Origin of the sequence: Terasakiella sediminum, assembly GCF_033100395.1 — a bacterium.
Lineage (GTDB): Bacteria > Pseudomonadota > Alphaproteobacteria > Rhodospirillales > Terasakiellaceae > Terasakiella.
The window spans coordinates 1-24,165 of sequence record NZ_JAWLVJ010000036.1; the positions used below are offsets into that span (position 1 = coordinate 1).

At 40.6% G+C, this 24,165-nt stretch carries 21 protein-coding genes and 4 pseudogenes; 15 read left to right on the top strand and 10 right to left on the bottom strand.

The genetic code is table 11. The features are described from left to right. Positions 1-813 precede the first annotated feature (813 nt). On the bottom strand, positions 814-2,055 hold the full coding sequence (locus tag RYZ26_RS18585) for a Fic family protein (RefSeq protein WP_317684754.1): 1,242 nt from the start codon (positions 2,053-2,055) through the stop codon (positions 814-816). Positions 2,056-2,437: 382 nt separating this feature from the next. Here RYZ26_RS18585 and RYZ26_RS19980 point away from each other — a divergent pair. Together RYZ26_RS19980 and RYZ26_RS18600 are read left to right on the top strand one after the other, a co-directional pair. Then, positions 2,438-3,602, top strand: a pseudogene (locus RYZ26_RS19980) (IS630 family transposase). Between the two features lie 15 nt (positions 3,603-3,617). After that, positions 3,618-4,058, top strand: a pseudogene (locus tag RYZ26_RS18600) (IS30 family transposase); the annotation flags it as partial. Between the two features lie 36 nt (positions 4,059-4,094). Here the strand turns inward: RYZ26_RS18600 and RYZ26_RS18605 are convergent. Beyond that, positions 4,095-4,226, bottom strand: a pseudogene (locus RYZ26_RS18605) (transposase); the annotation flags it as partial. Positions 4,227-4,447: 221 nt separating this feature from the next. Here RYZ26_RS18605 and RYZ26_RS18610 point away from each other — a divergent pair. Genes RYZ26_RS18610 through RYZ26_RS18655 form a run of 10 tightly spaced genes read left to right on the top strand, consistent with a single transcriptional unit; the run spans position 4,448 to position 16,389 of the window. Beyond that, a complete protein-coding gene (locus RYZ26_RS18610) occupies positions 4,448-5,284 on the top strand; it encodes an IS5 family transposase (RefSeq protein ID WP_317684755.1) in 837 nt (278 codons plus the stop codon). Positions 5,285-5,315: 31 nt separating this feature from the next. Further along, positions 5,316-6,758 carry an exopolysaccharide biosynthesis polyprenyl glycosylphosphotransferase gene (locus RYZ26_RS18615; protein ID WP_317684756.1) on the top strand — a complete coding sequence of 481 codons (1,443 nt, stop codon included), beginning with the start codon at positions 5,316-5,318 and terminating at the stop codon, positions 6,756-6,758. A 1-nt stretch (position 6,759) separates the two neighbouring features. After that, positions 6,760-7,758: a UDP-glucose 4-epimerase GalE gene (galE, locus tag RYZ26_RS18620; protein WP_317684757.1), complete on the top strand. Its 999-nt coding sequence runs from the start codon at positions 6,760-6,762 to the stop codon at positions 7,756-7,758. Beyond that, positions 7,751-9,019 carry a capsular polysaccharide export protein, LipB/KpsS family gene (locus tag RYZ26_RS18625; protein WP_317684758.1) on the top strand — a complete coding sequence of 423 codons (1,269 nt, stop codon included), beginning with the start codon at positions 7,751-7,753 and terminating at the stop codon, positions 9,017-9,019. Before galE ends, RYZ26_RS18625 begins: the two co-directional genes overlap by 8 nt. Further along, the gene (locus RYZ26_RS18630) at positions 9,016-9,831 is read left to right on the top strand and encodes a glycosyltransferase (RefSeq protein WP_317684759.1); all 816 of its coding nucleotides are present in this window, start codon (positions 9,016-9,018) and stop codon (positions 9,829-9,831) included. The genes RYZ26_RS18625 and RYZ26_RS18630 overlap by 4 nt, the downstream gene beginning before the upstream one ends. Continuing rightward, a complete protein-coding gene (locus RYZ26_RS18635) occupies positions 9,824-11,077 on the top strand; it encodes a hypothetical protein (RefSeq protein ID WP_317684760.1) in 1,254 nt (417 codons plus the stop codon). Before RYZ26_RS18630 ends, RYZ26_RS18635 begins: the two co-directional genes overlap by 8 nt. Before the next feature lie 4 nt (positions 11,078-11,081). Continuing rightward, positions 11,082-12,893 carry a hypothetical protein gene (locus RYZ26_RS18640; protein ID WP_317684761.1) on the top strand — a complete coding sequence of 604 codons (1,812 nt, stop codon included), beginning with the start codon at positions 11,082-11,084 and terminating at the stop codon, positions 12,891-12,893. Between the two features lie 35 nt (positions 12,894-12,928). After that, entirely contained in the window at positions 12,929-14,062 is a 1,134-nt protein-coding gene (locus tag RYZ26_RS18645) for an NAD-dependent epimerase/dehydratase family protein (protein ID WP_317684762.1), read from the top strand. 3 nt (positions 14,063-14,065) lie between these two features. Next, entirely contained in the window at positions 14,066-15,073 is a 1,008-nt protein-coding gene (locus RYZ26_RS18650) for a Gfo/Idh/MocA family protein (RefSeq protein ID WP_317684763.1), read from the top strand. Between the two features lie 5 nt (positions 15,074-15,078). Beyond that, complete coding sequence (locus tag RYZ26_RS18655; RefSeq protein ID WP_317684764.1) at positions 15,079-16,389, top strand: oligosaccharide flippase family protein; 1,311 nt, start codon at positions 15,079-15,081, stop codon at positions 16,387-16,389. Positions 16,390-16,401: 12 nt separating this feature from the next. On the opposite strand, the gene RYZ26_RS18660 is transcribed toward RYZ26_RS18655, so the two are convergent. From RYZ26_RS18660 to RYZ26_RS18690, 7 genes are all read right to left on the bottom strand, one after another. After that, positions 16,402-17,331 (bottom strand): glycosyltransferase family 2 protein, encoded by a 930-nt coding sequence (locus RYZ26_RS18660; protein ID WP_317684765.1) that lies wholly within the window; start codon positions 17,329-17,331, stop codon positions 16,402-16,404. Positions 17,332-17,361: 30 nt separating this feature from the next. Further along, on the bottom strand, positions 17,362-18,243 hold the full coding sequence (gene rfbA / locus RYZ26_RS18665) for a glucose-1-phosphate thymidylyltransferase RfbA (protein WP_411576885.1): 882 nt from the start codon (positions 18,241-18,243) through the stop codon (positions 17,362-17,364). Beyond that, positions 18,240-19,145: a dTDP-4-dehydrorhamnose reductase gene (gene rfbD, locus RYZ26_RS18670; protein WP_317684766.1), complete on the bottom strand. Its 906-nt coding sequence runs from the start codon at positions 19,143-19,145 to the stop codon at positions 18,240-18,242. Before rfbD ends, rfbA begins: the two co-directional genes overlap by 4 nt. Further along, on the bottom strand, positions 19,145-20,197 hold the full coding sequence (gene rfbB / locus RYZ26_RS18675) for a dTDP-glucose 4,6-dehydratase (protein WP_317684767.1): 1,053 nt from the start codon (positions 20,195-20,197) through the stop codon (positions 19,145-19,147). Before rfbB ends, rfbD begins: the two co-directional genes overlap by 1 nt. Positions 20,198-20,236: 39 nt before the next feature. Continuing rightward, positions 20,237-20,803, bottom strand: coding sequence for a dTDP-4-dehydrorhamnose 3,5-epimerase (gene rfbC, locus RYZ26_RS18680; RefSeq protein ID WP_317684769.1), 567 nt, complete (start codon positions 20,801-20,803; stop codon positions 20,237-20,239). A 106-nt stretch (positions 20,804-20,909) separates the two neighbouring features. Beyond that, positions 20,910-21,902: a KpsF/GutQ family sugar-phosphate isomerase gene (locus RYZ26_RS18685; RefSeq protein ID WP_317684770.1), complete on the bottom strand. Its 993-nt coding sequence runs from the start codon at positions 21,900-21,902 to the stop codon at positions 20,910-20,912. An 86-nt stretch (positions 21,903-21,988) separates the two neighbouring features. After that, on the bottom strand, positions 21,989-22,915 hold the full coding sequence (locus RYZ26_RS18690) for a tyrosine-type recombinase/integrase (RefSeq protein ID WP_317684771.1): 927 nt from the start codon (positions 22,913-22,915) through the stop codon (positions 21,989-21,991). Positions 22,916-23,017: 102 nt separating this feature from the next. Between RYZ26_RS18690 and RYZ26_RS19985 the strand changes: the two are divergent. The 3 genes and pseudogenes from RYZ26_RS19985 to RYZ26_RS18700 form a co-directional block, all read left to right on the top strand. Then, positions 23,018-23,116 (top strand): annotated as a pseudogene (locus RYZ26_RS19985) (hypothetical protein); the annotation flags it as partial. 3 nt (positions 23,117-23,119) lie between these two features. Further along, complete coding sequence (locus RYZ26_RS18695; protein ID WP_317684772.1) at positions 23,120-23,272, top strand: hypothetical protein; 153 nt, start codon at positions 23,120-23,122, stop codon at positions 23,270-23,272. 33 nt (positions 23,273-23,305) lie between these two features. Then, positions 23,306-23,902, top strand: a complete 597-nt coding sequence (locus RYZ26_RS18700; protein WP_317684773.1) for a hypothetical protein — start codon at positions 23,306-23,308, stop codon at positions 23,900-23,902. Positions 23,903-23,949: 47 nt separating this feature from the next. Here the strand turns inward: RYZ26_RS18700 and RYZ26_RS18705 are convergent. After that, the coding region (locus RYZ26_RS18705) for a hypothetical protein (protein ID WP_317684774.1) at positions 23,950-24,165 on the bottom strand (216 nt) is incomplete at its 5' end.

Genomic DNA, 24,165 nt, shown 5'->3' on the forward strand with positions numbered 1-24,165 from the left:
ATATGACAAAACGATGTTAAGCTTTCTCGGCTTCGTTCAGGTCACATCAATTCGGGTTTGGGTAAAGCACTTTGTCAACAGAACCTAGGGTTATGATTTTGTGAAAAGAGTGTTTCGGAAAAACCGAGTGTTTTCAGTTTATTGCAATTCTAAACTGAACCGTTGGTCAAAAAAATAAAATTTATGCTCTGGTTGAAATGTTGTGTCGGTGAAAGCTCAAATTTGCTGCGAATCCAAAAGATTGCATTTTATGTAAATTTTATATGTATTTGATTCTAAGGGTGTTTCAGGTCGGTCGTGTTGCTCACAAAGGCAAATAAAAAAGAACAGGCCAGCTTATTACTGAAACCTGTTCTTTTTGAATTCTGGCGCACCCGAGAGGATTCGAACCTCTGACCTTCGCCTTCGGAGAGTGAGGGTCGAGGTTTTACGCTTGTTTTCCAATTATTTGAATTATAAGCGGAAATTTGTTTGTTTTCAGAGCTGAAGTTCTGCGTGTGCCCATATGGTGCCCCGTTCGTGCCCATAAAAATCTGTGATAATTTTCTCAGGATCGAACTTCCGCTCCCTTGCGAGAACTAGCACCTGAAGCTTCATCGACCTAAATGTTCCTGCATGGGGCTAATCGTCATTGGGCGCCAATAATAGAGTTTCTCTACTGTTTCAGCTTTTCGACGGAAAGCGTATATGGAGTTGATTAATGTCGCTTCTGTTATTTTTGGGTACAAAAAGCTGTGTTGAAAAGTGCCCGAATGGGCATCGAAATGAGCCCTGTTTTTTATATTTTGCGATTAATAAGCTTGTTTGTGAAGTTTAGTGATCCGGGAAAAGTCCAGGCATCCAACGTGGTGCCAGTGTTGCAGGGAAGGATAATGTTAAGGACGCACGTGTGCTTTTGGATTGTATGACACCCATCTCCATTAAGGGGGCAAAAGTCCGGCTTGCTTGTCTTGGAGATGTGCCTAACATGTCCGGTATGTCTGCACGTGGCAGTTCGCCGCGATACAAGAGAGCGTCCAGAATAAGAATGCTTTTCTTTGGGATATTCCCCAGTCGAATTTCTTCTTCTGCCCACAGACGGATACGTTCCTGAAGTTTTTTCGGGGCAACAAGATTTTCCATGAAATCAATCTGATCAATACATGTTTCTAAAAAGAAGGTTGTGAAATCGGCTAAGCATTCTTCACTGAGATTGCCGCGACCATCAAGATCGTTACGGCGGCGCAGGTCGCAAGCTTGTAAATGGCCTTTATATTTTTGCTGACTACGTGCAAGTCCTCGGGTAACCGACCATAATCCTCCGGTTCCCAGGTGTTTCTTCAGGATGGCATGGGACATCAATCTGGCCACACGGCCATTGCCGTCGATGAATGGGTGAACCCATAGGAAGCGATGATGTGCGCCCGCTGCTGCAATAATGCTGGCCGTTTTTCCTTTGTTGGAATATTCCCTGTCAAATGCGGTTAAAAAACGCGGAATTGCACCTGGGCTTATGGCGACATGCTGTCCGACTTGTACGTCAGTACGGCGAAGCTGACCAGGAATGATGCGTTGTATTTCACCTGTTTCCGGGTTCTCCACCCATAAAAGTTTTTCTGGTAGTTGCTCGCAGAAATATTGATGAATTTCACATAGACCTTCCGAAGTGGTTTCGCGACCATCTAGTCCGCCCTCATCAATCCACCTTTGAACTTGGATATGGGCTTTGGCTTCCAGTTGAAGGTCGCGTTTCTCATGATCCTCGCTGTAATCGTCATTTAATGCACGTTCAATATCTACTGGATGCGTGTTATGCCCTTCAATAAGGTTGCTGTAATAACAATTCATGGAGCGAACGAGCTCAGATAAGGCAGATGCGATACCATCAGGAAGACTATGGCGAAAACCGCTGGAACGTGCAGCCAGTTCAAGGCTGAGGTCATTTAGCTTTTCACGGTGTTTGCTGCTGTCGCTAATGTATAAAGGCTGCATCAGTGCGATGTTTTCTCCGCGATCTTCTGGCGGATTGTTGTCGCAATTAACGTCGGGTTTTATGTCGTGTTTATTATCAGTCATAACATATTGTATATCATGTAGTTAATGTGAAATCCATTTGTATAAATGGTGTTTAAAACGTCGAGTTTAATGTCGTGTTTAAGTAATGAATTAAATACAGGTCCTGTAAAGGGATTGAAGGGGGGGTGACGGTTTATTGTGAGGAAGATGCCGTAAGGTTAAAGGAAACCAAGTCCAATATCAGGTTAAATTATCCAAAAAATCCTGAAATGTGGATATCACACGAAACGATTTATAAAAGCCTATATATACGTTCTAGAAAATTACTTGATAGTGCTTTGATGAATAACCTTATACCAAAGCCTATGACCTTTGACTCATAAAGGGGATTCCCAAAAGGCTTAAATTCTGATTCAACATAGAAAACGAACAGGAGTTTTCTATGGGTGCCCCAATTCCCTTGCGATCAGATTACAACGGTGATGGTCTTCGTCATCTTGCCAAGAAAACCGATAATGCAACACAGGCACGTCGTCTTTTAAGTCTTGCCGTGATTTACGATGGTGGGAGGCGGACTGATGCGTCTAAAGTTGGTGGCGTCACTTTGCAAATTATCCGCGACTGGGTTTTGCGTTTTAATGAAGAAGGTCCCGATGGTTTAAAAGACAAATGGTCGGGTGGACCTGTACCTTTGCTGAATTCAGAGCAACGCAATGCTCTTGTTAATATTGTAGAGAAAGGTCCTACGCCAGCGATCCATAACGTCGTGCGTTGGCGATTGTGCGATTTGACACAATGGATTTGGGAAGAATATCGCATCTCCATATCGACTTCCTCATTAGGCCGTATATTGAACGAGATGGGATATCGCAAATTGTCCGCACGCCCATGTCATCGTCAACGAAATGAAGAGGCCAATGAGGCTTTCAAAAAAACTTCCCTGCCAAAGTGGGTGAAATCCAAAGAAAAGAAGCCCAAGGCAAAACCATAGAAGTTTGGTTTCAGGATGAAGCCCGTATCGGGCAAAAGAATAAACAGACACGACGTTGGGCCAAACGCGGCACACGCCCAGAAGCGATACAGGACTTNTCATAGAAGTTTGGTTTCAAGATGAAGCTCGGATTGGTCAGAAGAACAAGCAGACACGACGCTGGGCCAAACGCGGCACACGTCCTGAAGCCATTCAAGATTTACGAAACCGTTCAGCCTATATTTTTGGAGCTATTTGTCCAAGGGAAGGCAAGGCCGCAGGCATCGTCATGCCCAAATGCAATACGCATGCGATGGAATTGCATCTGCAAGAAATCTCTCTGGCGGTTGCTGAAAATGCCCATGCCGTTATCATCATGGATCAAGCTGCATGGCATACATCAAGCAAACTTGAAGTGCCTGACAATATAACCATCGTCCCCTTGCCTCCAAAATCGCCCGAACTCAATCCCGTTGAAAATATTTGGCAATTCATGCGGGACAACTGGCTATCGAACAGGGTGTTCAAATCCTACAACGATATCGTTGACCATTGCTGCTACGCATGGAATTTGCTGTGTGACCAGCCATGGAAAATTATGTCCATCGGAATGAGAGATTGGGCTCATAGGTCATAGCATTTGGGCTTTGGTATTAGGGTCGGGCATAAAATGCGACAAAGCATGCGTCATTCCAGAAAGGGAGACCGAGGGACCATTCGCATTGTTAATGGTGCTTCCATTCATCAAAGGCCTGCGGAAATTGAAGAAAGAACTTTCACAGGTCATTGGGAGGGTGATCTGATCTCCAGATCAGGAAACACCCATTTAGCCACTTTGGTTGACAGGAAATCACGCTATACAATTATCCTTAAACTTGCTGGCAAAGATGCACATTCCGTGAATTCTGCTCTCATTGCTGAATTTAATCGTATGCCCCTGACTCTGAGAAAAAGTTTAACTTGGGATCGAGGAATGGAACTGGCTAAACACGAAGATTTTACTGAAAAAACAGGCGTCCCAGTTTACTTTTGCGATTCTCAAAGCCCATGGCAAAGGGGCACTAACGAGAATACCAATAGGTTGCTTCGTCAGAGTAAAGTATCCTCTACTTTTATGCAGCGGGTCCACTTTCAAGGCCGCATTGTCCAGCATACTTTCTGCCAAAAGTTTCTTCAATTTGGCATTCTCCTGCTCCAAGCTTTTCAGTCGCTTGGCTTCTGAAACATTCATTCTGCCGTATTTGGATTTCCACCGATAAAAGATTAGCAACAAAAAACTACCCTAACCTGTATAGGTGTGGCATATAGGTGGACTTTGATGGTAGGCGATAAACGATAAATGATATTATCGGGTGTATCGGGTGTATCGGGTAAGTGAAAAGTTTTTCGAGAAAAGAACAATGAGAGCCTGACCCAAAAGTAGTTGAGTGATTACAGTCAGTTATGATTCTATCGGTTTGCTACAACTGATGGAGAACAATAATGGCTTGGACAGCAACCACTCGCTCTGATTATGACCGCTCGAATTGTCGATATGCAAGCGATTTGACGGATGAAGAATGGATTTTGATTGAGTGTTTCATGCCGTTGCCTCGTACTCAGGGGCGTCCTCGAACAACAGAATTACGACAGGTGATGAACGCTATCCTGTATATTGCAACAACGGGTTGCCAGTGGCGAATGCTCCCCAATGACTTTCCTCCACGCTCTACAGTTCAGCGTTACTTTTATGACTGGCGTAGTCGTGGTTTGCTCAAAACCATCAATCACAATTTGGTCATGTGGACCCGTGACCTTGAGGGCAAGGAAGCCAGTCCAACAGCAGGCGTGATTGATAGCCAAAGCGTAAAAACGACAGAAAGCGGCGGCCCTCGGGGCTATGACGCAGGTAAGAAAATCAAGGGACGCAAACGCCATATTGTTACAGACACGTTGGGCTTGCTGGTTGGCAGCAAGGTCCATCCTGCTGATATTCAGGATCGCGATGGTGCATCGGATGTTTTAAAATCTATCCGACAGAGCCACCCTTGGCTACGCCATGTCTTTGGCGATGGTGGCTATGCGGGACCAAAATTACGCGAGGCATTGGATAAAATTGGCGATTGGACAATTGAAATTGTCAAACGCTCGGACAAGGCAGAAGGTTTTGAAGTTCTGCCCCGTCGTTGGGTTGTCGAACGGACATTTGCATGGCTCAACCGCTGTCGGCGTTTAGCGAAGGATTGGGAAAAATCCATTCAATCCGCAGAAGCATGGATACTGGTATCCTCAATTAGAATGATGACGAGACGGCTGGCAAGATACTGTTTTAAAAAGTGAAGTTTCGAGTCAGACTCTGAGTGATGTGAAAATGAGTAATGAAAATGTTGATTCTGGCCTGCAGCCTGTTAAGTCAACAAAGAGGAAAGTCGCATACTTTTTACTCTTATCTGATATGCTCGCCTTGTTTTTTGCATTTGTTGTTGGTGGTGCTATCGGATACGCCGTCAATAAACTTCTGATCGATGTTCCATATGCTGTGTTGGAAGATAGGCATTCTCTTGTTGAGCGAGCTGTAATCTTTGGTGTTCTGAGTTTTGCCGTTATCGGTTGGATCGGATCTGTTACTCGGTATGACAGAGGAATAGATGGTTGGAAGCAATTTGGCGCAACGCTTCAAGCCATTTTCTTTGCTTTTGTTGTCGATGTTGTGATCCAGTATGTCACTAAGCAATCATTTTCTCGCCTATGGCTCATGGGGAGTTGGGCTAGTGCACTTCTTTTAATGCCTTTATTCTATTTTGCAATGGTGAAGTGGCTGGATACCCAAGGGATATGGAAAAGAAAGGTGGTTGTTCTTCAGGGGGACTCAGTTCCTCTTTCGACTGGGATGCTACTGAAAAATGAGTGGCCGAACCGTTATGATATTGTTGGTGAAGAAGTCATTGATTGGAATTCAGGTAAGGAAGCAATTGAAAACTTACTTTTAAAATATAGCGAAGATGACATTTTATATATCTTTGCGGTAAAGCTATCTGAAATTGATCAAGTTGAGAAAATGTGCTGCATTCTCGAAAGAGTAGGGGCAGACTTCTATATTATACCCGAGTTGGGGAGCTCCGCTCGTCGTGGCCTTTATGAGGAAATGAGCTTTAAAAAAGGTATCCCATTTATTCGGGGCAGCAATAGGTTGCTTAAACAATCCAACCAAAGAATTAAACGTATTATGGACGTTACGTTAAGTTTGGTTGGTCTTCTAGTCATCGGATTGCCAATGTTAGTCTTGGCAATAATGATTAAAAAAGATGGAGGCCCTGCTATTTACGGCCACAGTCGCGTTGGACATAAAGGTCGTGAATTTAAATGTCTGAAATTTCGGAGCATGCATGTAAATTCTCAAGAAATTCTTGAGGAAATTCTTGAAAATGATCCTGTAGCTCGAGCTGAGTGGGAAAAAAATTTCAAACTAAAAAATGACCCGCGTATCACACCAATCGGTAATTTTATCAGGAAAACAAGCATTGATGAGTTGCCTCAGTTATTTAATGTCCTTAAAGGTGAGATGAGTTTAGTTGGTCCTCGACCAGTTGTTAGAAAAGAAATTAATGATTATTATGGTAAAGAAGCGGGCTTATATACAGCTGTTATACCAGGGATAACTGGGCTGTGGCAGATTTCTGGGCGAAATGATACGACATATGAGAAGCGTGTTGATTTGGATTCAAGGTATGCGCGTTCATGGAGTGTTTTTTTGGATTTGAAAATACTTCTTATGACGCCAATAGTTGTTCTATACAGAAAGGGGGCATACTAGTTTGACTAAAGAAACGAAAAGAGAAAAAGTCTTAGTTACCGGGGGGGCTGGATATATCGGTAGCCACGCTGTGCTTGCTTTATTAGATGCCGGTTTTGAACCAATCATCTTAGATAATTTATCGACAGGAGAAAAACGCCTTCTTCCTGAAGAGGTGGAATTGATAGTTGGTAATATTGCTGACGAAGATCTGCTGATTAGTGTCATAGAAACAAAAGGTATTAATAACGTAATGCATTTTGCGGGTTCTATTGTTGTCTCAGAATCCGTCAAAGATCCGCTAAAATATTATGCAAATAATACTGAAAACTCTTTTAACCTTTTAAAAATATGTTTAGAGAATAAAGTTAAAAATTTTATTTTCTCTTCCACTGCTTCTGTTTATGGGAATGTGAGGCCTGATGGGACTTTAAGTGAGGATGATACTCTAGATCCAACCAACCCTTATGGTCGCTCTAAGTTAATGACAGAGATGATGATACGCGATTGTGCCTGCCATGGTGACTTTAATTTTGCAATTTTACGTTATTTCAATGTAGCCGGTGCTGATCCTCAAGGGCGGACAGGACAAGCAGGTCCTAACTCTACTCATCTAATTAGAGTAGCCTGCGAAGCAGCGCTTGGGAAACGAGAGGGAATGGAAATCTACGGCGATGACTATGAGACGCATGATGGCACTTGTATTCGCGATTATATTCATGTTTCAGATTTAGCATCTGCGCATGTCAAAGCATTGAATTATATCAACCAAGAAAAAAAGAATCTGGTATTAAATGTTGGCTACTCTAAAGGGTACTCCGTGAGAGAAGTTATTAACGAAGTTAAACGTATCTCTGGTGCCGATTTCAAAGTTGATGTTGCACCCAGAAGAGCTGGAGATCCGATGGTTATAATAGCCAATAATTCAAAGATTAAATCTGACTTGAATTGGACGGCCAAATATAATGACCTAAGCGTAATAGTGAAAACGGCTCTTGAATGGATGAAAAAAAGTGTGTAAATTAGGCGATTACTTTCAAGATACAACTGTTTATATAAGTGTAGATGTATATGAAAGGTACCTTTTTTTCAAAAGATTTGCTGCAACAGCGTTGGATCTAACTAAAAAAATTGTCATGTTAACATCAAGGCAATCGATCTATAGAAAGGCGCGTAAAGATGGTTTTGCTTGCCATCTTATAAAGGTAAATGACAGTCATTCCAATGAAGGTTGGATGGACCATTCGGTTGCCAAGAGCTGGAATGTTTTAAATGGAACACTTTCTCCCCAAACGGCCTTGAAAACTTTTTCATCCAGCTTTCACTTTTTTGATAGACTTATCTCGCTTGATCAAGGGGCATCTTTGCTTGTTCTTTGGAATGGCAATGCTGTCGTTGAAAAGGCCTTGAGCAGTGTTGCAGACAATAATGGTATACCAAAAGTTTTTTTAGAAATCGGAAATATTACGGGAAAAATATTTGCGGACCCCTATGGGGTAAATGCACAGGCTAAGATTGCCACAATACTAGATGATTTGGATACTCTTGAATGTAATTTTTCTGCATTTGAGAAATGGTGCAAAACTTATCTAAAAGATAAGTTAAAGGCTCATAATGTTCCCCAAGCGAACATCATTAGAAATGCCAATAAATTCTGGTTTATTGATCGTTTTTCTGACCTTTTTTTAGACTCTGTCTGGGTAGATGAGACCTCATTTATAGACAAAGTGAAGAATGTGGTTCAACGCAAATCTTCTTTACTTGCTGGTTATAAATGTGATCGACTGGAAAACTTACCTAAGCATTATATATTTCAGCCATTACAAGTAACAAGTGATACAAATATTTTAATCAATAGTGATGTTGATAATCAACAAGTGCTTTCTAAAGCAATGGAACGTGCAAAAGCCAAGGGCTGGTCTCTGGTTTTGAAAGTGCACCCTGCCGAAACGGATGCTGAATTTGTTCGAACAGTCTTTTCTTTGCGTGATGGCAAAAATGTATTTGTCTGTAACGACAATACCTTCCAGCTAATATATGGTGCTGAAGAAGTATATAACATCAATTCAACAGTTGGAATTGAAGCAATGTTGGCTTGTAAGCCCGTTAGGATATGCGGGCGTACATTCTATAATAATTTTGATCGTGTCCGGCTTGCTAAATACATCCAACACTATTTGGTTGATTGTGACTATTTTCTAGAAAAAACTGTCAGTAAAGAGGCCGTTTATAAGATTCTTTCTCGAGCAGAAGTAAGAGAAGCAAGAAGGGCAAGTGAATGAGAAAAACTGCTGTTCTCATTCCTGCTTATAACAATCAGCAAGGGCTAGAAATTTGCATTGGTTCGATAGAGGAAGAGCCGGATGTTGAATTTGAGTTTGTCATAGTGGATGATGGGAGTTCAATGCCGATTAGGGTTAATCACATTAATAACCAAAGAAGAATCAACTTGGTTACTCTTCCTGAAAATCAAGGCATTATTGGCGCTTTAAATGCAGGCTTAAGGTTCTGCAAAGATAATGCTTTTGACTACATTGTTCGACTTGATTGTGATGATTATGCTGGCAAAGGGCGCCTTGAAAGCCAAATAACTTTTTTAGATGAAAATCCTGATTATGTTTTAATTGGTGGGCAGGCGCAAATATTTGAAGAGCATCCTGATCAAAGTGAACGTCTGAAAATATATCCAACTAGTAATGATACGTTAAAAAAACAAATGCATAAAAACTCATGCTTTGTTCATGCAGGTGTTGCTTACAGACTTGATGCAGTTATTAAAGCAGGTCTTTATAGTAATAATTATCGCCATATCGAAGATTATGAGCTATTTATGCGTCTTTGCAAATTGGGGAAAGTTGCTAATCTAAATCAGGATGTGGTGTTTTACAAATATGATCCAAACTCAATTTCTCAACGCCATAGATCTCTACAGTTAGCGAATTCGATAAGGGTTATGCTGAAAAATTTTAATTTTTCACTGAAAGAAAGCTATATAGGGGTTTTTCTGAAATTAGTACTGTTGTGTATTCCTCATGTAATTTCTACAGCCCTGAAAAAGAAAGTATTAAATAATAAAGGGGAGCAACATGCATAGTTTCCTCGTGAAAATGTTAAGTGGAAGCTTTCTTCTTTGCATCTTTTTGTATCCATTTATTGTAGAAGGCTTTCACCTGCATGTGATACCGCAAGCTTTATTATTGGCTTTAGGCTTCTGCCTATTGTTCAATCGAAGTGGTGATACAATGCCAGCAGGGGTGCCAGTCCTTGTTATCTTGATGTGTTTTATTTTAACAGGAATGATCCTGTTAGGAGTTAGTCGAGAGAGTTTTGCTGATGAGCCGAATTACCTTTTGCTTGTAAAGCTTTTTGTAAATATTACATCCATAATTCTGTGCGTTTTGTTTTTGGATATTAAGCCTGAGACACAGAAAAGGTTTATTGAGCTTATATTGCTTGTTCATTTTTGCATGGTTATGATGATCTATGGAGGGAAAGCTTTTACTCCTTCTTGGTGGGATCTTGTCATCAAAAGTGCAACAGGGCAAATTTCAAGTGTTGGCCGATATGGATTGGCTTTTGATATCGAACAGTGGTTTGGCAATAAAAACTTGGTTGGCTCTTTCTGGGGGATGCTAAGTGCCTATTATCTTTATCTTTGTGTGACATTTAAAATGAGGGTAAGCTGGTTTTTCTACATTATTGGCTTACTCTTAGCATTAGTTTGTTTTTCGCGTGCTGCAGAAGTGATTGCTCTTGTACCTTTGCTGGTATACTTCGCTTTGCGTTTTAATACGCGAATTTTGTTTTATCTGATGTTTGCGCTTTCTATTCCTGTTGCTTTAATATTTATTAATATTCTGGTTCAATTCAATGATACTGATGGCTTCTATACTCGCTTTTTAAGTTGGGTGTATTTCTTTGAGGAGGCTGGCGATTTTTGGATCGTTGGGCAAGGGTTTAGCTTGTTGAATGAATCAATTGATTTGGGGGAAGGTAGTCTTTCAACTGGTAATTATCATGTTTTCTTTATGAACCAGATTGCGACTTATGGGATCGGTTTTTTGTTCTTGTACGTGTTGTATTTTATCTTGTTTTTTAGCATCTGTAAAAAAGTTGGGGCATACGGACGTTATCTTCTTATTCCATTATCAGCCTATTCGGTGAACGTTATGGTGCAAAATTATGGTGTGGAATTCCAGGTTCTTTATCCTTTCATCTTAATCGGGGCTGTTTCAAATTTTAAATATTTACAGAGTGCACAAATGAGAAATGGATTGATGGCGAGAAATGATTTAGCTGTGGCAAATCGTGAATTATTGGTAGTCAATACTAGGCTTTGAACAAATGGTCGATTTTGTTGCTTGTAACAACATTCAAAATAAAGAACAGTTTAATCAGTTCTCACAGAATGCACGTTATCTGAATAAACGTGAATGGATGAAGACCAAGGTTATAAATAAAGGTGAGTTTGCCTTGGCTTGGTCATCAGTCGAATGTGGTGATGATCACTTTGCCCAAGATACTAAGGGAGATTTTTTTCTTCTTCTTGGAACGGCTAGCTATCGAAATAAGCCAATCCATGGAAATATTGCGCAAGATGTACTGAAATTTAGTTTAGACGAAATAATTCAAGAGCTTCGCCTCTTTGAAGGACGCTATTGTATTGTACTTGTTAAAGGTAAAGATTTAATAGTTTCAGAATCTACATTGGGTACTATCACTGTATATTATAGTAAAGAAGGTGATCAAACTTACTTCTCAACATCACAACAAATTCTAAATGTTTTTAGTCCGAAGGAATTGGATGTTAATGGATTAAAACAGAGATGTTTGTATTACTGTAACTTTGTGTCCACGTTGTTAAAAGGTGTCGTTACAATGCCACATGACTCTTTTATAAAGGTGTCAGAAGGTAATAAATTAGTAACAACTTCTTTTGATCGTATTAAAGCAAATAAAGAGCCTTTAGTTACAAGTTACAGTGAAGCAGCTGATTTTTGTCAGGAAAAAGTTAACGCGGCATTTAAAGCTCAGTTATCTTGTGAACAGAAACCTGTTTCTCTGATGCTATCAGGAGGAAGGGATTCTCGTTATATCTCTCAGTTGACATTGGAAAACATAGGGTCGGAAAATGTCAATCACATTACATGTGGTGACTTTAAAGACATTGAAATAAGAGTAGCTCAAAATTACACAAAATATTTCGGCTATAATCATGAAGTGGTTAACCCTGCTCCTTTGAACTCTGACGATATACTAGATTTTGTTTGGCAATGCGAAGACCTTAACATTGTTATGATGATTGATAATGATTTAGTTCCTCATTTAAGACGAAATCAGAGCGTTATTCTAGAAACTAACTCACCGGAATTATTTTTTGGTCATATTGAGCGTGGCTATGGACCCTACGATAAAATTAATTATAACTTTACTTGGAATGTTAATTCATGTGTAAAAGCTAAAGATATTGTTCACGGGGAAGAAATATGTGAGCTAACACTTGCAGAAAGTGATGTCTTAATTGACCGTTTGGATGAAGATATAAATAGTTTTACTAAAACGGCATTGTTTGACCTAACTGTGCTACAGCGTAATTGGTGTTTTCATATGCATAGAGCTTATGATCAAGCTCATCCAACTTATAATATTTTTGATTCTTCGCATATGATTGATGTCTTTCAACGGATCCCCAAAGAGATGTTGCAGGATTATAAATTGTATGATGAGATTGTGCATCGTTTTTATCCTGATGCGTTTCATATGGCAACGACTCGTGAAATTACCCCCAGTAAAATTTATCAAGCTGTTCGTCGCTCAATTGGAAATGCTAAATATATGCTTGATGCATTCAATATGCCAGGTCCTTTGGGCTCGTTGATTGAGCAAAGCCGTCCAAATATTTCTGTATTTATCAAGGAAAATACTCATTACCTTGAGGGTGTTTTCAGTGATGAATTTATTGAAAAACTTTTGAGAGAAATAGATAAGAACTTTCTTTATAATCGAATAGGTAAATTGCCAACTTTGATCAATCAAAGGGATTATCTTATAGATTACGATATTCTGGCAGCATGCTTTGTTATTGCTTTCCAATTGAACTTAAAAAAGCCCAGAAGTTACGGAGAAGTCACAAGCCTAACAAATATGGGATCGTGATTAGGCGTTACTTAATATTCTAATAAGGTAGAAAAATGAAGGTAGGAATACTCGGTGGTGGGGGGCGGATTGGTATCCGCCTAGCACAGTGGCTCGTTAAAAATACGCAATGGCAAGTAGCGCCTTTAGTTAGAAACCAGCTTAGCCTATCGCATCTTCAGGAAACTTATCCTGAAGCACGTGTCGTGGATGTCTTTAATGATGACGAGCCATTCGATGGTTGCGATATAGTCTTAAATTTAGCGCGTATCCGAAAACAACCAGGTTTAGATGCCAAATTAAATGAAGAACTTACAAGCAAAGTTCTATCTAAGTTCAATGGGAAGCTTTTTGTCCAATTTAGCTCTATTGAAATTTATGGGGCTCTGTTGGATGAAAAAACGTATAATTTAGATTGTCCAAAGCCTAATACAGGGTATGGACTTGAAAAATTAACTGTCGAAAAAGTGTGTCAAATGAAGGCGGACAGCCCTGCAAAAAGAGTATCTCTTAGGGTCGGTAATGTTTTTGGCAGTAATCTACTTTGGAGTTCTAGTACATTTAATCAATGTTTAAAGGGGGTAGAGCAAATTCCATTTGATGGCAATCTGCCTTCCAACGCCATTCATATTTCGCATTTAGGTAAAATAATTTTTTGGCTTGGCCAGAATATTGATCAACTTAAACCTTATGAAATCTTCAATGCAAATAATTCACCAGCCTTAACTTGGCGTGAATTTTTTGATGCTCATTCATCTGCTTTAAAAGCTCAGCCCCTTAAAGGGATGAAGGAAGAACACTCACAGCATATTTATGATAACTTACGTTCAAAATTAAACAAAAACCCGTTTTTATCCGCTATTACTTCTTTGAAAAATAGCGGTGTGGTTTCTGTAAAACGCTCGAAGTTAAAAGAATCTGATGACTTTAAAAGATCCGCAGTTTTGATTTTGAACAAAGTACCTGATCAATTAGCTAAAAGTATTTTCTCAACTGGTAAAAAGGCTGTTCAACTTTCAGGATCTGGTCCTGGGGCATCAGTGGCTACGAGCGAAGCACCTTGGTTGTATTCTAATTTGATGGAGAATGATCAAAGAATGTCTGTAATTCCAGAAACATCATTAGAAGATATATCTCTAGACTTACAAGATTTTGCTCAGAACTTTCTACCAAGTCTAACAAAAGTTTAAGCTATGAAAAAATATAATATAGGTATCATCGGTGCAGGTAATATTATATCTGCGCGCCATAGTAAAGTTTTGGCAGGTCGTCCCGATTTAAATGTTAAGTGGGTTTTTGATATAAATCAGGAAAACCGTGATCAAATTACGTCCTTATTTCAAAGGGCTGTTGCAATTGATAATATTAATCATGAACTAACTAAAAACACTGATGCTGTAATTATGACAGTACCTGTTGGTGTTCGTGCGGGCTTTTGGAGTAGGGCTTTTGAAGAGTCTTGGGCCGTTTTTTGCGAAAAGCCAATATCTTTAGACTATGAAGACTACACAAACATATGCTCACGAGCAAAAAAGGCCAAAAGCCACCTTTTTACAGGTTTTAACCGACGTTATTATCATTCTACAAAAGTTATTCAGAACCTGAAACAACAAGGCTACTTGGATCAATTAGAAGGTATTATTCTATCAGATTGTCAGGTGTGGGCGAATGTTGGACTTGTAAAGAATACTTTTCTGTCAAATGAAAAATTAGCGGGTGGCGGCGTTTTGATGGAGACAGGATCACATAGCCTTGATCAAGTTGCTAATATGCTAGACTTAAAAGCCCCGTCTATTGATGACGTTGAGATGTCGAAAATGGTTGATTTTGGAGAAACAAGCATTTCTGGTTCTTCTTCTGTCGAATTTGCAGGAAGGCGAATTCCTTTAACATTCCGTTATTCGGTTTCTTATGATGCAATGAACGGGGTATTTTTAAAGCTGCCAAATGGTTATATATTTATCGAGCATGCCCCCGCAGCTATTCCTGAATTCAGATCAAGGGACTTGCAGTACCTATATAAAATGGATGTTTCCAGTGATGGTATTACAGATGTTGATTACGCATGCATGTGCCAATGGGAAGATTTTATTAGTAAGCTTAATTTAAACCAAGAGCCAATCGACTATATCAAAGAATATGATAAGGCTGAATTCGTTGTTAAGTTTATCGACAAAGCATATAAAGCAGCTGCTAATTAAGTGTAATGGCCATCAGCAAAATTATAAACCTGCTCCGTTCTGAAAAGATGATGAGTGTCTTATTTTCTTTCGGTATCAAGGGGGGGAGTGCGTTTTTTGGATTTGTAACAATAATTTACTTAACAAATACTATGTTGGTTAGTGAGTTTGGCTACTTATCCTATTGCTTGTCATTGGTAAATATAATACTGATGCTTTGTTCTTTTGGTCAATCAAGTTTGATTATCAGGCAGACAGCTAGATCAATTGCTGAGAATGTATCTTACTCAGGTCTTCTTCCCAAAGCACTGAGCTTTTCCTTTTTCTTAGCAGTAATTTGTATCTGTTTTACTATATTTTCTTTGTTCTTTTTCCCTTCCCAGAGGGTTGGAATTCAAATCTTTCTAATAGTCGCAATATCTGTTCCAGCTATGGTGTTTTGCCGTTTGGTAAGTGCAAGTTTGCAAGGGCAATATAAAATTAGAGCAGGTCAAATGGTCGATGAATTCCAACGACCTGCTTTCTTTTTGTTCTTTTATGGCTGTGCGAATATTTGGCTTTACAATACGATGACATCGCAAAATGCTGCATTAGTTTTCTTTATTGCGAATGTTGTAGCATCAATAGTTGCCTATTTAGTATATAAACGACTTTCTGGTGAGAAATCGGTTTTTCAATTAAAATTTCCAGAGCGTCAATGGCAAAACCAAGCGTTTCCATTTTTCATTGCTACATCTGTCACCTTTATCAATCAAGAAACAGATGTTCTTATGTTGGGCGCTTTAGGGTCAATGGATGATGTTGGTTTATACAAACCATCTCAGAAAATTGTATTTTTGTTATCCTTTGTTTTATACGCAACCAATGTAATCGTGCAGCCTAAAATAGCTGCTGCATATACTAAGAAGGATGTGGATGCATTGTGGAGAAATTTACGGTGGGCATGTCGCATTGTTTCGCTAATGGCTCTGCCGTTGATTATCATCATAACCTTATTGAGTGATCACCTTTTAGGTGTTTTCGGTGAAGGTTATGTGAAAACTCAGGAAACTCTGTTTATCTTAATTACAGCGCATTCCTTCAATGTCTTTATTGGTGGTATGGCTGGTAGCTTGCTAAATATGACGCAGTATCAAAAGATTACTTCAATCTCTTTATTTGTTTCTCTTATTGTTAACGTACTTATGAATGCGTTATTAATTCCGCACCTTGGAATTAAAGGGGCGGCAATTGCGACGCTTTGCAGCTTTATTGTTTGGACAACAACACAAGCTTATTACTCTTGGAAGAAATTAGGTTTGTATCCTTTCCTTTTCTGGTGTTTTAGAAAAAACTAAAGGGATATGATTTTACTTCCAAAACCCTGCGTTCATTGATAGGGATTTGCATAAAGTTGTTGGGAGTTTTTTGTAGGATCTGCCTAGTTTATAAGCGATTACCTTTGCAGCACAGCGGCAAACGGAAGTAATAACGGCTAGAGGGTTATTCTTCAGAAGGTAGCTGATTTCGGAAAAAACAAACTTTTTCCCCTCACCCGTAGCGCGACCAAAGTTTTTGAGTATCCATCCTTCTGCAACGTGGAAAACGCCAATATCAAAACAACGTTTGAAATCTTCTTTGATGGTATAATTATGGGAATGGCGAACAAGGGCGTCACTTGCATAAGCGACAGACTGCCCAGCTAAAACCATTTTTGCTGCTAGGTACATATCTTCACCAAAGATAATATTATCAGGGAATCCTCCATACTCTTTGTATTTCTTTAAACGATAAGCAGAGAAAGAGTTAGAGCAAAAAGCCGCCTTGATGCCTAGTTGATCAATGGATGCTTTATCTTGCAGGCGAGGGTAGTCAGCATAGCTATAATGACGCTGGTGAATAGCCGTATGTGTCGCATCAAAATGCGGGAGTTGGCGACCATATGCCATTGCAACATCTTCGTTATTGAAGCTCTCAACAAGTTTTTCAATAGCATTGTCATCATGCAAAATCGCATCTTGAGTTAACAGAACTGCAATTTCTATATCAGGGTCTAAAAGGGAAATCGCATAGTCACGGGTTCTGCCATGATCAAAGTTCTCTTTTTTAATAACCTCACATTTAAAGCCAGCGTCTAAACTATATTTGACCGTATCATCTTCTGAAGATGAATCGATAATAAGGACTGTGCTTGGTTTAAAAGTCTGTTTTTGATAGGCAGCAATCCATTCTAGCCAATCTTTGCCTGCATTTCGTGTTGGTACGATCAGACCTACTTTGGCTTCTGATAATTTATTCATTAGTTGAGTGCTTTATGTTTAGGTGATCTGTTAGTTCGAGTGGTTTTTAAGAATAGAGTCTAAATAATCACGATATTCATTTTTCTTGAAAGCTTCGGTTAAAATTTTGAATTGTTCAATATCAATGAAGCCTTTGAATAATGCGATTTCTTCTGGGCAGGCGATTTTCAAGCTTTGGCGTTTTTCAATCGTACGAACAAAATTTGCTGCATCTAGCATAGAACTATGTGTGCCTGTATCAAGCCAAGCAAAGCCACGTCCCATTTGCTCGACTTTCAAATTACCGTTTTTTAAATAGGAATTATTTACATCTGTAATCTCAAGTTCGCCACGCCAAGAAGGTTTGACGTTTTTGGCAATTTCCACCACGTCACTATCATAAAAATATAATCCCGTAACAGCATAGTTCGATTTTGGTACTTCCGGTTTTTCTTCAATGCTGATGGCTTTCCCATTTTTATCAAAATCGACAACACCATAACGTTCTGGGTCATTAACATAATATGCAAAGATCGTGGCGCCACTTTCTTGTTTCATTGCATTTTCAAGAAGGCCAGTGAAATTGTGACCAAAGTAAATATTGTCGCCAAGGATCAGGCAAGATGGTGAGCCATTAAGGAATTCTTCGCCTAAAATATAAGCTTCCGCAAGCCCTTTAGGTTCTTCTTGTACTTTATAATGTAAATCCAATCCCCATTTTTTACCGTCACCTAAAAGCTCTTCAAACATCGGTAAATCACGCGGTGTGCTGATAATAAGTATTTCCTGAATGCCAGCCAACATTAACGTGGTTAATGGGTAGTAAATCATTGGCTTATCATAAACAGTCAGCATCTGCTTGGAGACAGCCAAAGTTGACGGATGTAAACGAGTGCCGCTACCGCCGGCTAGAATGATACCTTTGCGTTTCATGATACTTTCCCTTCAGGAAGCTGATTGAGGCATTCATGGAGGCTTTCTTGCCATTTAGGTAAGGAGAAACCGAATGTAGTTGTGAATTTTTCGGTGTTCAAGGCAGAGAAAGCCGGACGTTTGGCCAGAGTTGGATATTCCTCTGTCGGGATGGGGTGAACAACACAGTCTGCACCACTCCAGCCGTTGCCATAAAGGCGAGAGGCTTGGTCATTAATTTCTAAAGCAAAATCGAACCAGGAACAGCGACCTTCAGCAACCATATGATAGGTGCCGAATTGGTTGAAGGAAGCAGAACAAATATCACCAGCCATCTTCAGAATCGCTTTAGCAATTTCTTGTGCTGATGTTGGGGTGCCAAACTGATCATTGACCACGCGAATTTCAGGGTAAGCTGCCATAATCCGTAGCATGGTTTTGACAAAGTTATTACCTGTGTGGCTATAGACCCAAGCTGTTCTAAGGATGATGTGCTTGTCACAGACGTTGCGCAAAGCCTCTTCCCCTGCGCGTTTGCTGCTGCCATAGACCCCCGTAGGTGCCATAGGATCCTCTTCTTTATAAGGTGTCTCTTGGCAACCGTCGAAAACATAGTCGGTTGAAATATGAATTAGCGGTTTATCCAAAGAACTTGCCAGTTTGCCCAGAACTTCCACTGCATCGCGATTAAGTGCAAAAGCATTGGCTTTGTCTTCCTCTGCCTTGTCGACAGCCGTGTAGGCGGCGGCATTGACGATCAAGTCTGGGCTCAGAGGAGCAATCTTTGCCTGCAGATCATCTGCTGATAAAATATCAACTTCGTTGCGACCAAAGCTGTACAGTTGGATGTCCGGGCTGCGTTGTGCTTCTTGTTGAAGCATTTGGGCTACCTGACCATTGCGGCCCAAGACAATGATATTCATTACAAGGTACCTAAGCGTTGACCTTGATAAGTGCCTTCCAAAATTGGACGCCACCAGTTTTCATTTTCCAGATACCATTGCACGGTATGTTCAAGACCGGTTTCGAAGGTATGTTTTGGTTTCCAGCCTAGCTCGTCATAGATTTTGGTCGCGTCAATTGCATAGCGCCAATCGTGGCCTGGACGGTCTGTCACATAAGTTACTAGATCGTCGAAATCCTGTACCTCAACATCACGGGCAAGTTTTATAACATTCGCGTGGATTTCCTTGATTACGTCGATGTTGGAAAATTCGTTATGACCACCAATGTTGTATTTCTCGCCGATTTCGCCTTTCTCAAGAACAAGTGCAAGAGCTTCTGCGTGATCTTCCACGTGTAACCAATCGCGGACATTTTCACCTGTGCCGTAAACTGGCAGCTTCTTACCTTGCAAGATATTGAGAATCATCAACGGAATCAGCTTTTCTGGGAACTGGAACGGACCGTAGTTGTTAGAGCAGTTGCTGATGACAACAGGTAGGTCATAGGTATGAAGCCAGGCGCGTACCAGATGGTCGGAACTTGCCTTACTGGCTGAATAAGGAGAGTTCGGTTGATAAGGTGTTTCTTCAGTAAAGAGGTCTGTTTCGCCTAAAGTGCCATAAACCTCGTCGGTAGAAATATGGTGGAAGCGGAACTTCTCTTTACGCTCTTCTTCCAAATCGGCGTAATATTTTCGGGCGACTTCCAATAAAGTGTAGGTACCGATAATATTGGTTTCCATGAAAGCACCCGGACCGTCGATGGAGCGATCTACATGGCTTTCGGCTGCCAAATGCATGATGGCATCGGGCTGAAATTCTTCAAAAGCTGAAGTCATGGCCGCCATATCGCAAATATCGGTCTGACGGAATTGGTAGTTCGGTTGCTTTTCAACAGAAGCAAGAGAATTCAGGTTTGCGGCGTAAGTTAATTTGTCAATATTGAGAACATCCCATTTATAGTCCGCGACCAACAATCGAACGACAGCAGACCCAATAAACCCTGCTCCACCTGTAACAATTATTTTCATGTTAACTTTCGCCTATAATTAATTTGTTTGTCGTTATGATTACCAAGAATAAGTCTTCAGTTCGTCTTCCAGGTTGGAAAAAGAAAGCCCGGCGGCATCTTTTCGTGACAGGACCACATCGGCTGCATCCACTGGCCAGTCAATATTCAGGGCTTCATCGTTCCACATAATGGAGACTTCGCTTTCGGGGTTGTAATAATCAGACACCTTGTAAATAACTTCTGTGTCTTCTTCCAAAGTGACAAAACCATGTGCAAAGCCTTTCGGGACAAGGATCTGGGACCAGTTATCCGCGGAAACTTCTGCTGCAACCCATTTTTTGTAATGCACTGAGTCAGGACGTAGGTCAATGGCTACATCCCATATCTTACCTCTAACTACACGTACAAGTTTGTCTTGTGCGAAAGGTGGTTTTTGGTAGTGCAGGCCTCGAAGAACGCCTTTACTGTGTGACATTGAGTGATTGTCTTGGACAAAGTTTATGTCAATACCGTATTCTGATAGAGAACTACAATTATATGTTTCTGAAAAGAAGCCTCTTTCATCTCCAAATTTTTTTGGTGTGATTAGTTTAACTTCAGGAATGCTCAACGATAAAGTTTTCATTACTATTTCAATTTATTATAAAATATAGGCTTGTTAAATTCAGGTCGCCACGGATTTAACTATTGGGCAAAATTGAACTCAGCAGGGGGAGCTTCGTTAAGGGGTGTCATACTATGCCTGCTCGAAGGCAGTCGTGTATATGTAAGATACCAAGCACTTTTTTGTCTCCATTCGTAACAAAAAGGCTTGTGATTGTTTTTTCATTCATCAATGCAAGAGCTTCGGCAGCTAAGGCATGAGGGGCTATAGTTTGTGCGTTTGGCGTCATAATAGCTCCTGCATCTTTTTTGAGCAACTCGTCGTTCATGTTTCGGCGTAGGTCACCGTCAGTTATGACGCCCAGCAAATTCAAGTCTATATCAGTAACTGCTACACAGCCAAAACTTTTGGATGTCATTTTTAAAAGAGTTTCACTCATCTTTGTTTGTTGTGTGACGAACGGTAGGCTATTGCCTTTGTGCATAAGGTCTTCGACTTTTAATAGCTGATTACCTAAGCTGCCCCCTGGGTGGAAATTCTTAAAGTCGTCGGAGGAAAAGTTTTTGCGTTTAAGCAATGTCACGGCTATGCAGTCGCCAAGTGCAAGTGTCATTGTTGTCGATGTTGTCGGTGCTAGGTTAAAAGGGCAGGCTTCTTTTACAGCCGGTAAAGTAAGGGTGATGTCGGCAGCTTCGCCTAGGGTGCTTTGTGGGCGAGATGTAATAGCTATGAGCGGTATGGTAAAACGCCGGCTATAAGCGATGAAATCTGATAACTCAGATGTTTCTCCAGAATTGGATATTGCAAGTATGGTGTCTGCTTGAGTTGCCATACCAAGATCCCCATGGCTAGCTTCGCCAGGGTGGATGAAAAATGCTGGAGAGCCAGTGGAGGCTAGTGTAGCTGCTATTTTGCGGCCGATGTGACCACTTTTCCCCATACCAGTTACGACAATCCGTCCTCTGGTGTTAGACAGAGCATCAACAGCTTTTACAAAGGATACATTCAAACTCTTAGAGAGTGACTGCAATGCGTTAGTTTCTACGGCGAGGACTTGTTTTGCACGGTTTAGGTCTATTGTTGAAGATTTTTTCTCATTAGTTTTTGTTTTAACGGGCATTGCAGAGAAAACTTTCTATTGTGACTTCATTAGGAAATTTAAAACTAGTGTGAACGATGTTAGAATAGATATGGATAGGAGGTTATTTAGTCATATTGTACTAGGTTTTGTTGAATTTGGGCAAGTCGAAAACTCCCACTCCTCAGTACATCCAAGTTTTCAATGTATCTTGCAACAATTTCTGGAGACTTCCAACCGCCGGCTTGCATGATAGAGCCGATGTCTATTCCGGCTGCTGCCATATCTTGGGCGGCACCAACCCGAGGTGAGTGACCTGAGAGGCCATTAACGATTTCTTGAGGGAGGTTTGCTTGTTTTGCTAATGCTTTTATAATTCGGGGAATTGAATCGGAGGACATTGGCTTGCCCATTGTATTATGGCGATGGATGCGCCGTAAAATAGGGCCTTCGGTAAGTTTCGTGCGTTTTAGCCATTCATCTATAAAGCAGAGTGTGCGTGGAGATATATAGGCGAATTTGCCGCTGCCTTCTTGATCTGTTTTAGATCGCCGAATGAGAATTGTTGCACCGCCTTGCTGAACCCGTTGAATATCTTCAATTCTTAAACAAACGACTTCGGATCGACGACGGAGCGTGTCGTAGCTTAGTGTTAAAAGGATGCAGTCCCTCAAACCTTTTAGATTCGGCTTAATGGAATTAATGATCTTGTCTCTGATCTCCGCAGTTAATGGATGGGCTTGATTTTGACGTCGCCCTTTTTGTCTGTGGAGCCGACGAAGAGCCAGGAAAACTATTTCTTTTTTTGTGGGGTCATTATGTCCTTTAAGTCTGTGAATGCGGCCGATTGATGAAATCTTACGTCTGATCGTTGCTGGTGAGAAAGTATGTGTGTTGTCTTCAATGTAAAGAGTAACGGTCTCTGCATTGCTAGGAAGGCATGAGTAACCTTTCAAATCACACCAATCCATATAAGCAGTAAAATCTGCTTTGTAGGCGCGTAAGGTGTTTTCAGAGTATGCCCCAGTGAGTGTAGATAGGTCTATTTCTTTCATTTTTACATCATATATTTATTAATATATAAAAAAATAATATTAAAATAATAAATAAATTTCAAGTGTTTGGTCTGGTAAGGCTAATTGTGCTATTGAACAGAGATGATATCTGGTCCTCAAATACGAGCCGCAAGGGCAATTCTGAAGTGGAGTGCTGCTGATTTAGCAAGGGCTGTTGGGGTAACATTGCCGACAATACAGAGAATGGAAAAATTTAATGGTGTTCCGTCTGTTCAAGCTAGGACGCTATCTGGCGTTCAAAAGGCTTTAGAGGCAGCAGGGGTAAAATTTATTGGAGAACCGGAAGTCAACCCAGGAGTTCAGTTGGTGCAAAAAGAACGTGCATCCGATGAATAGCCTTGAAGGTGGTGGTTAAGCTAGGGGTAGGTTATGTCAGAAACAAAATCAGTTCGAATTAGAACAAGGGCTACTGAAAACAAAGATGCAGGCTCTGATGGTCCGACATATTTAACTCCAGCTCCATTAATTGAAGGCGAAGACATTGAGGAGTTTGAAGAATTCCAGCAAGCCTGCTTTTCAGCCATAGGGCCAAAAGATGTAATTGAGGAAGTTTGGCTAGGCGATTTCGTAAACTATACTTGGGAAGCCAAAAGGTTACGCGAAATCAAAGTAGGTCTTATGTCAACTAAGCGATTGGATGGGGCTTCTCGTATCCTTCAGAAGTTTACTCCTTTGGGCCGTTTCGGCCTTGAGGAGTTTGGTGATCTTTCTGAGAATGAGAATGGCAGTCGGGTTGAGGCGGCAAAAGAAGTTCTTGCCGAGCATGACCTTCCGGAAGTTTCTATGATTGCGGAAGGCTTTCTTGGTAGTTTTCAGCAGCTTGAGACATTGGATAAGTTGATCGCCTCTTATGACTTTAGACGCGATAAGGCCCTAACTGAACTTGAAAAGAGAAGGGAAAGTTTGGCGAGGAAGGCCAGGGCTTATGCTGAAAAGATCGAAGACGCAGATTTTGAAGAACTATAGAATCGTGGAATTCTATAGATGGCTGGTACTAGACGAAGAAATGCAAATCAGAAAAATGCAAGTAAGAGTACGGGCCCTAAAACGTTAGAAGGGAAGGCTAAGTCTTCACAAAATTCACGACGGCATGGTTTTTCATCTAAGATCGTTCTTGATTCCCAGCAAGAAGAACAGGTTATACCAAAACCCGCGACCTCTGACTCATAAAGGGGATTCCCAAAAGGCTTAAATTCTGATTCAACATAGAAAACGAACAGGAGTTTTCT

Bases quoted from the DNA above. Each gene is read 5' to 3' on its own strand.
- RYZ26_RS18585 (WP_317684754.1), bottom strand. From the start codon at position 2,055: ATGACTGATAATAAACACGACATAAAACCCGACGTTAATTGCGACAAC.
- RYZ26_RS18610 (WP_317684755.1), top strand. From the start codon at position 4,448: ATGGCTTGGACAGCAACCACTCGCTCTGATTATGACCGCTCGAATTGT.
- RYZ26_RS18615 (WP_317684756.1), top strand. From the start codon at position 5,316: ATGAGTAATGAAAATGTTGATTCTGGCCTGCAGCCTGTTAAGTCAACA.
- RYZ26_RS18630 (WP_317684759.1), top strand. From the start codon at position 9,016: ATGAGAAAAACTGCTGTTCTCATTCCTGCTTATAACAATCAGCAAGGG.
- RYZ26_RS18635 (WP_317684760.1), top strand. From the start codon at position 9,824: ATGCATAGTTTCCTCGTGAAAATGTTAAGTGGAAGCTTTCTTCTTTGC.
- RYZ26_RS18640 (WP_317684761.1), top strand. From the start codon at position 11,082: ATGGTCGATTTTGTTGCTTGTAACAACATTCAAAATAAAGAACAGTTT.
- RYZ26_RS18645 (WP_317684762.1), top strand. From the start codon at position 12,929: ATGAAGGTAGGAATACTCGGTGGTGGGGGGCGGATTGGTATCCGCCTA.
- RYZ26_RS18650 (WP_317684763.1), top strand. From the start codon at position 14,066: ATGAAAAAATATAATATAGGTATCATCGGTGCAGGTAATATTATATCT.
- RYZ26_RS18655 (WP_317684764.1), top strand. From the start codon at position 15,079: ATGGCCATCAGCAAAATTATAAACCTGCTCCGTTCTGAAAAGATGATG.
- RYZ26_RS18660 (WP_317684765.1), bottom strand. From the start codon at position 17,331: ATGAATAAATTATCAGAAGCCAAAGTAGGTCTGATCGTACCAACACGA.
- rfbA (WP_411576885.1), bottom strand. From the start codon at position 18,243: ATGAAACGCAAAGGTATCATTCTAGCCGGCGGTAGCGGCACTCGTTTA.
- rfbD (WP_317684766.1), bottom strand. From the start codon at position 19,145: ATGAATATCATTGTCTTGGGCCGCAATGGTCAGGTAGCCCAAATGCTT.
- rfbB (WP_317684767.1), bottom strand. From the start codon at position 20,197: ATGAAAATAATTGTTACAGGTGGAGCAGGGTTTATTGGGTCTGCTGTC.
- rfbC (WP_317684769.1), bottom strand. From the start codon at position 20,803: ATGAAAACTTTATCGTTGAGCATTCCTGAAGTTAAACTAATCACACCA.
- RYZ26_RS18685 (WP_317684770.1), bottom strand. From the start codon at position 21,902: ATGCCCGTTAAAACAAAAACTAATGAGAAAAAATCTTCAACAATAGAC.
- RYZ26_RS18690 (WP_317684771.1), bottom strand. From the start codon at position 22,915: ATGAAAGAAATAGACCTATCTACACTCACTGGGGCATACTCTGAAAAC.
- RYZ26_RS18695 (WP_317684772.1), top strand. From the start codon at position 23,120: ATGGAAAAATTTAATGGTGTTCCGTCTGTTCAAGCTAGGACGCTATCT.
- RYZ26_RS18700 (WP_317684773.1), top strand. From the start codon at position 23,306: ATGTCAGAAACAAAATCAGTTCGAATTAGAACAAGGGCTACTGAAAAC.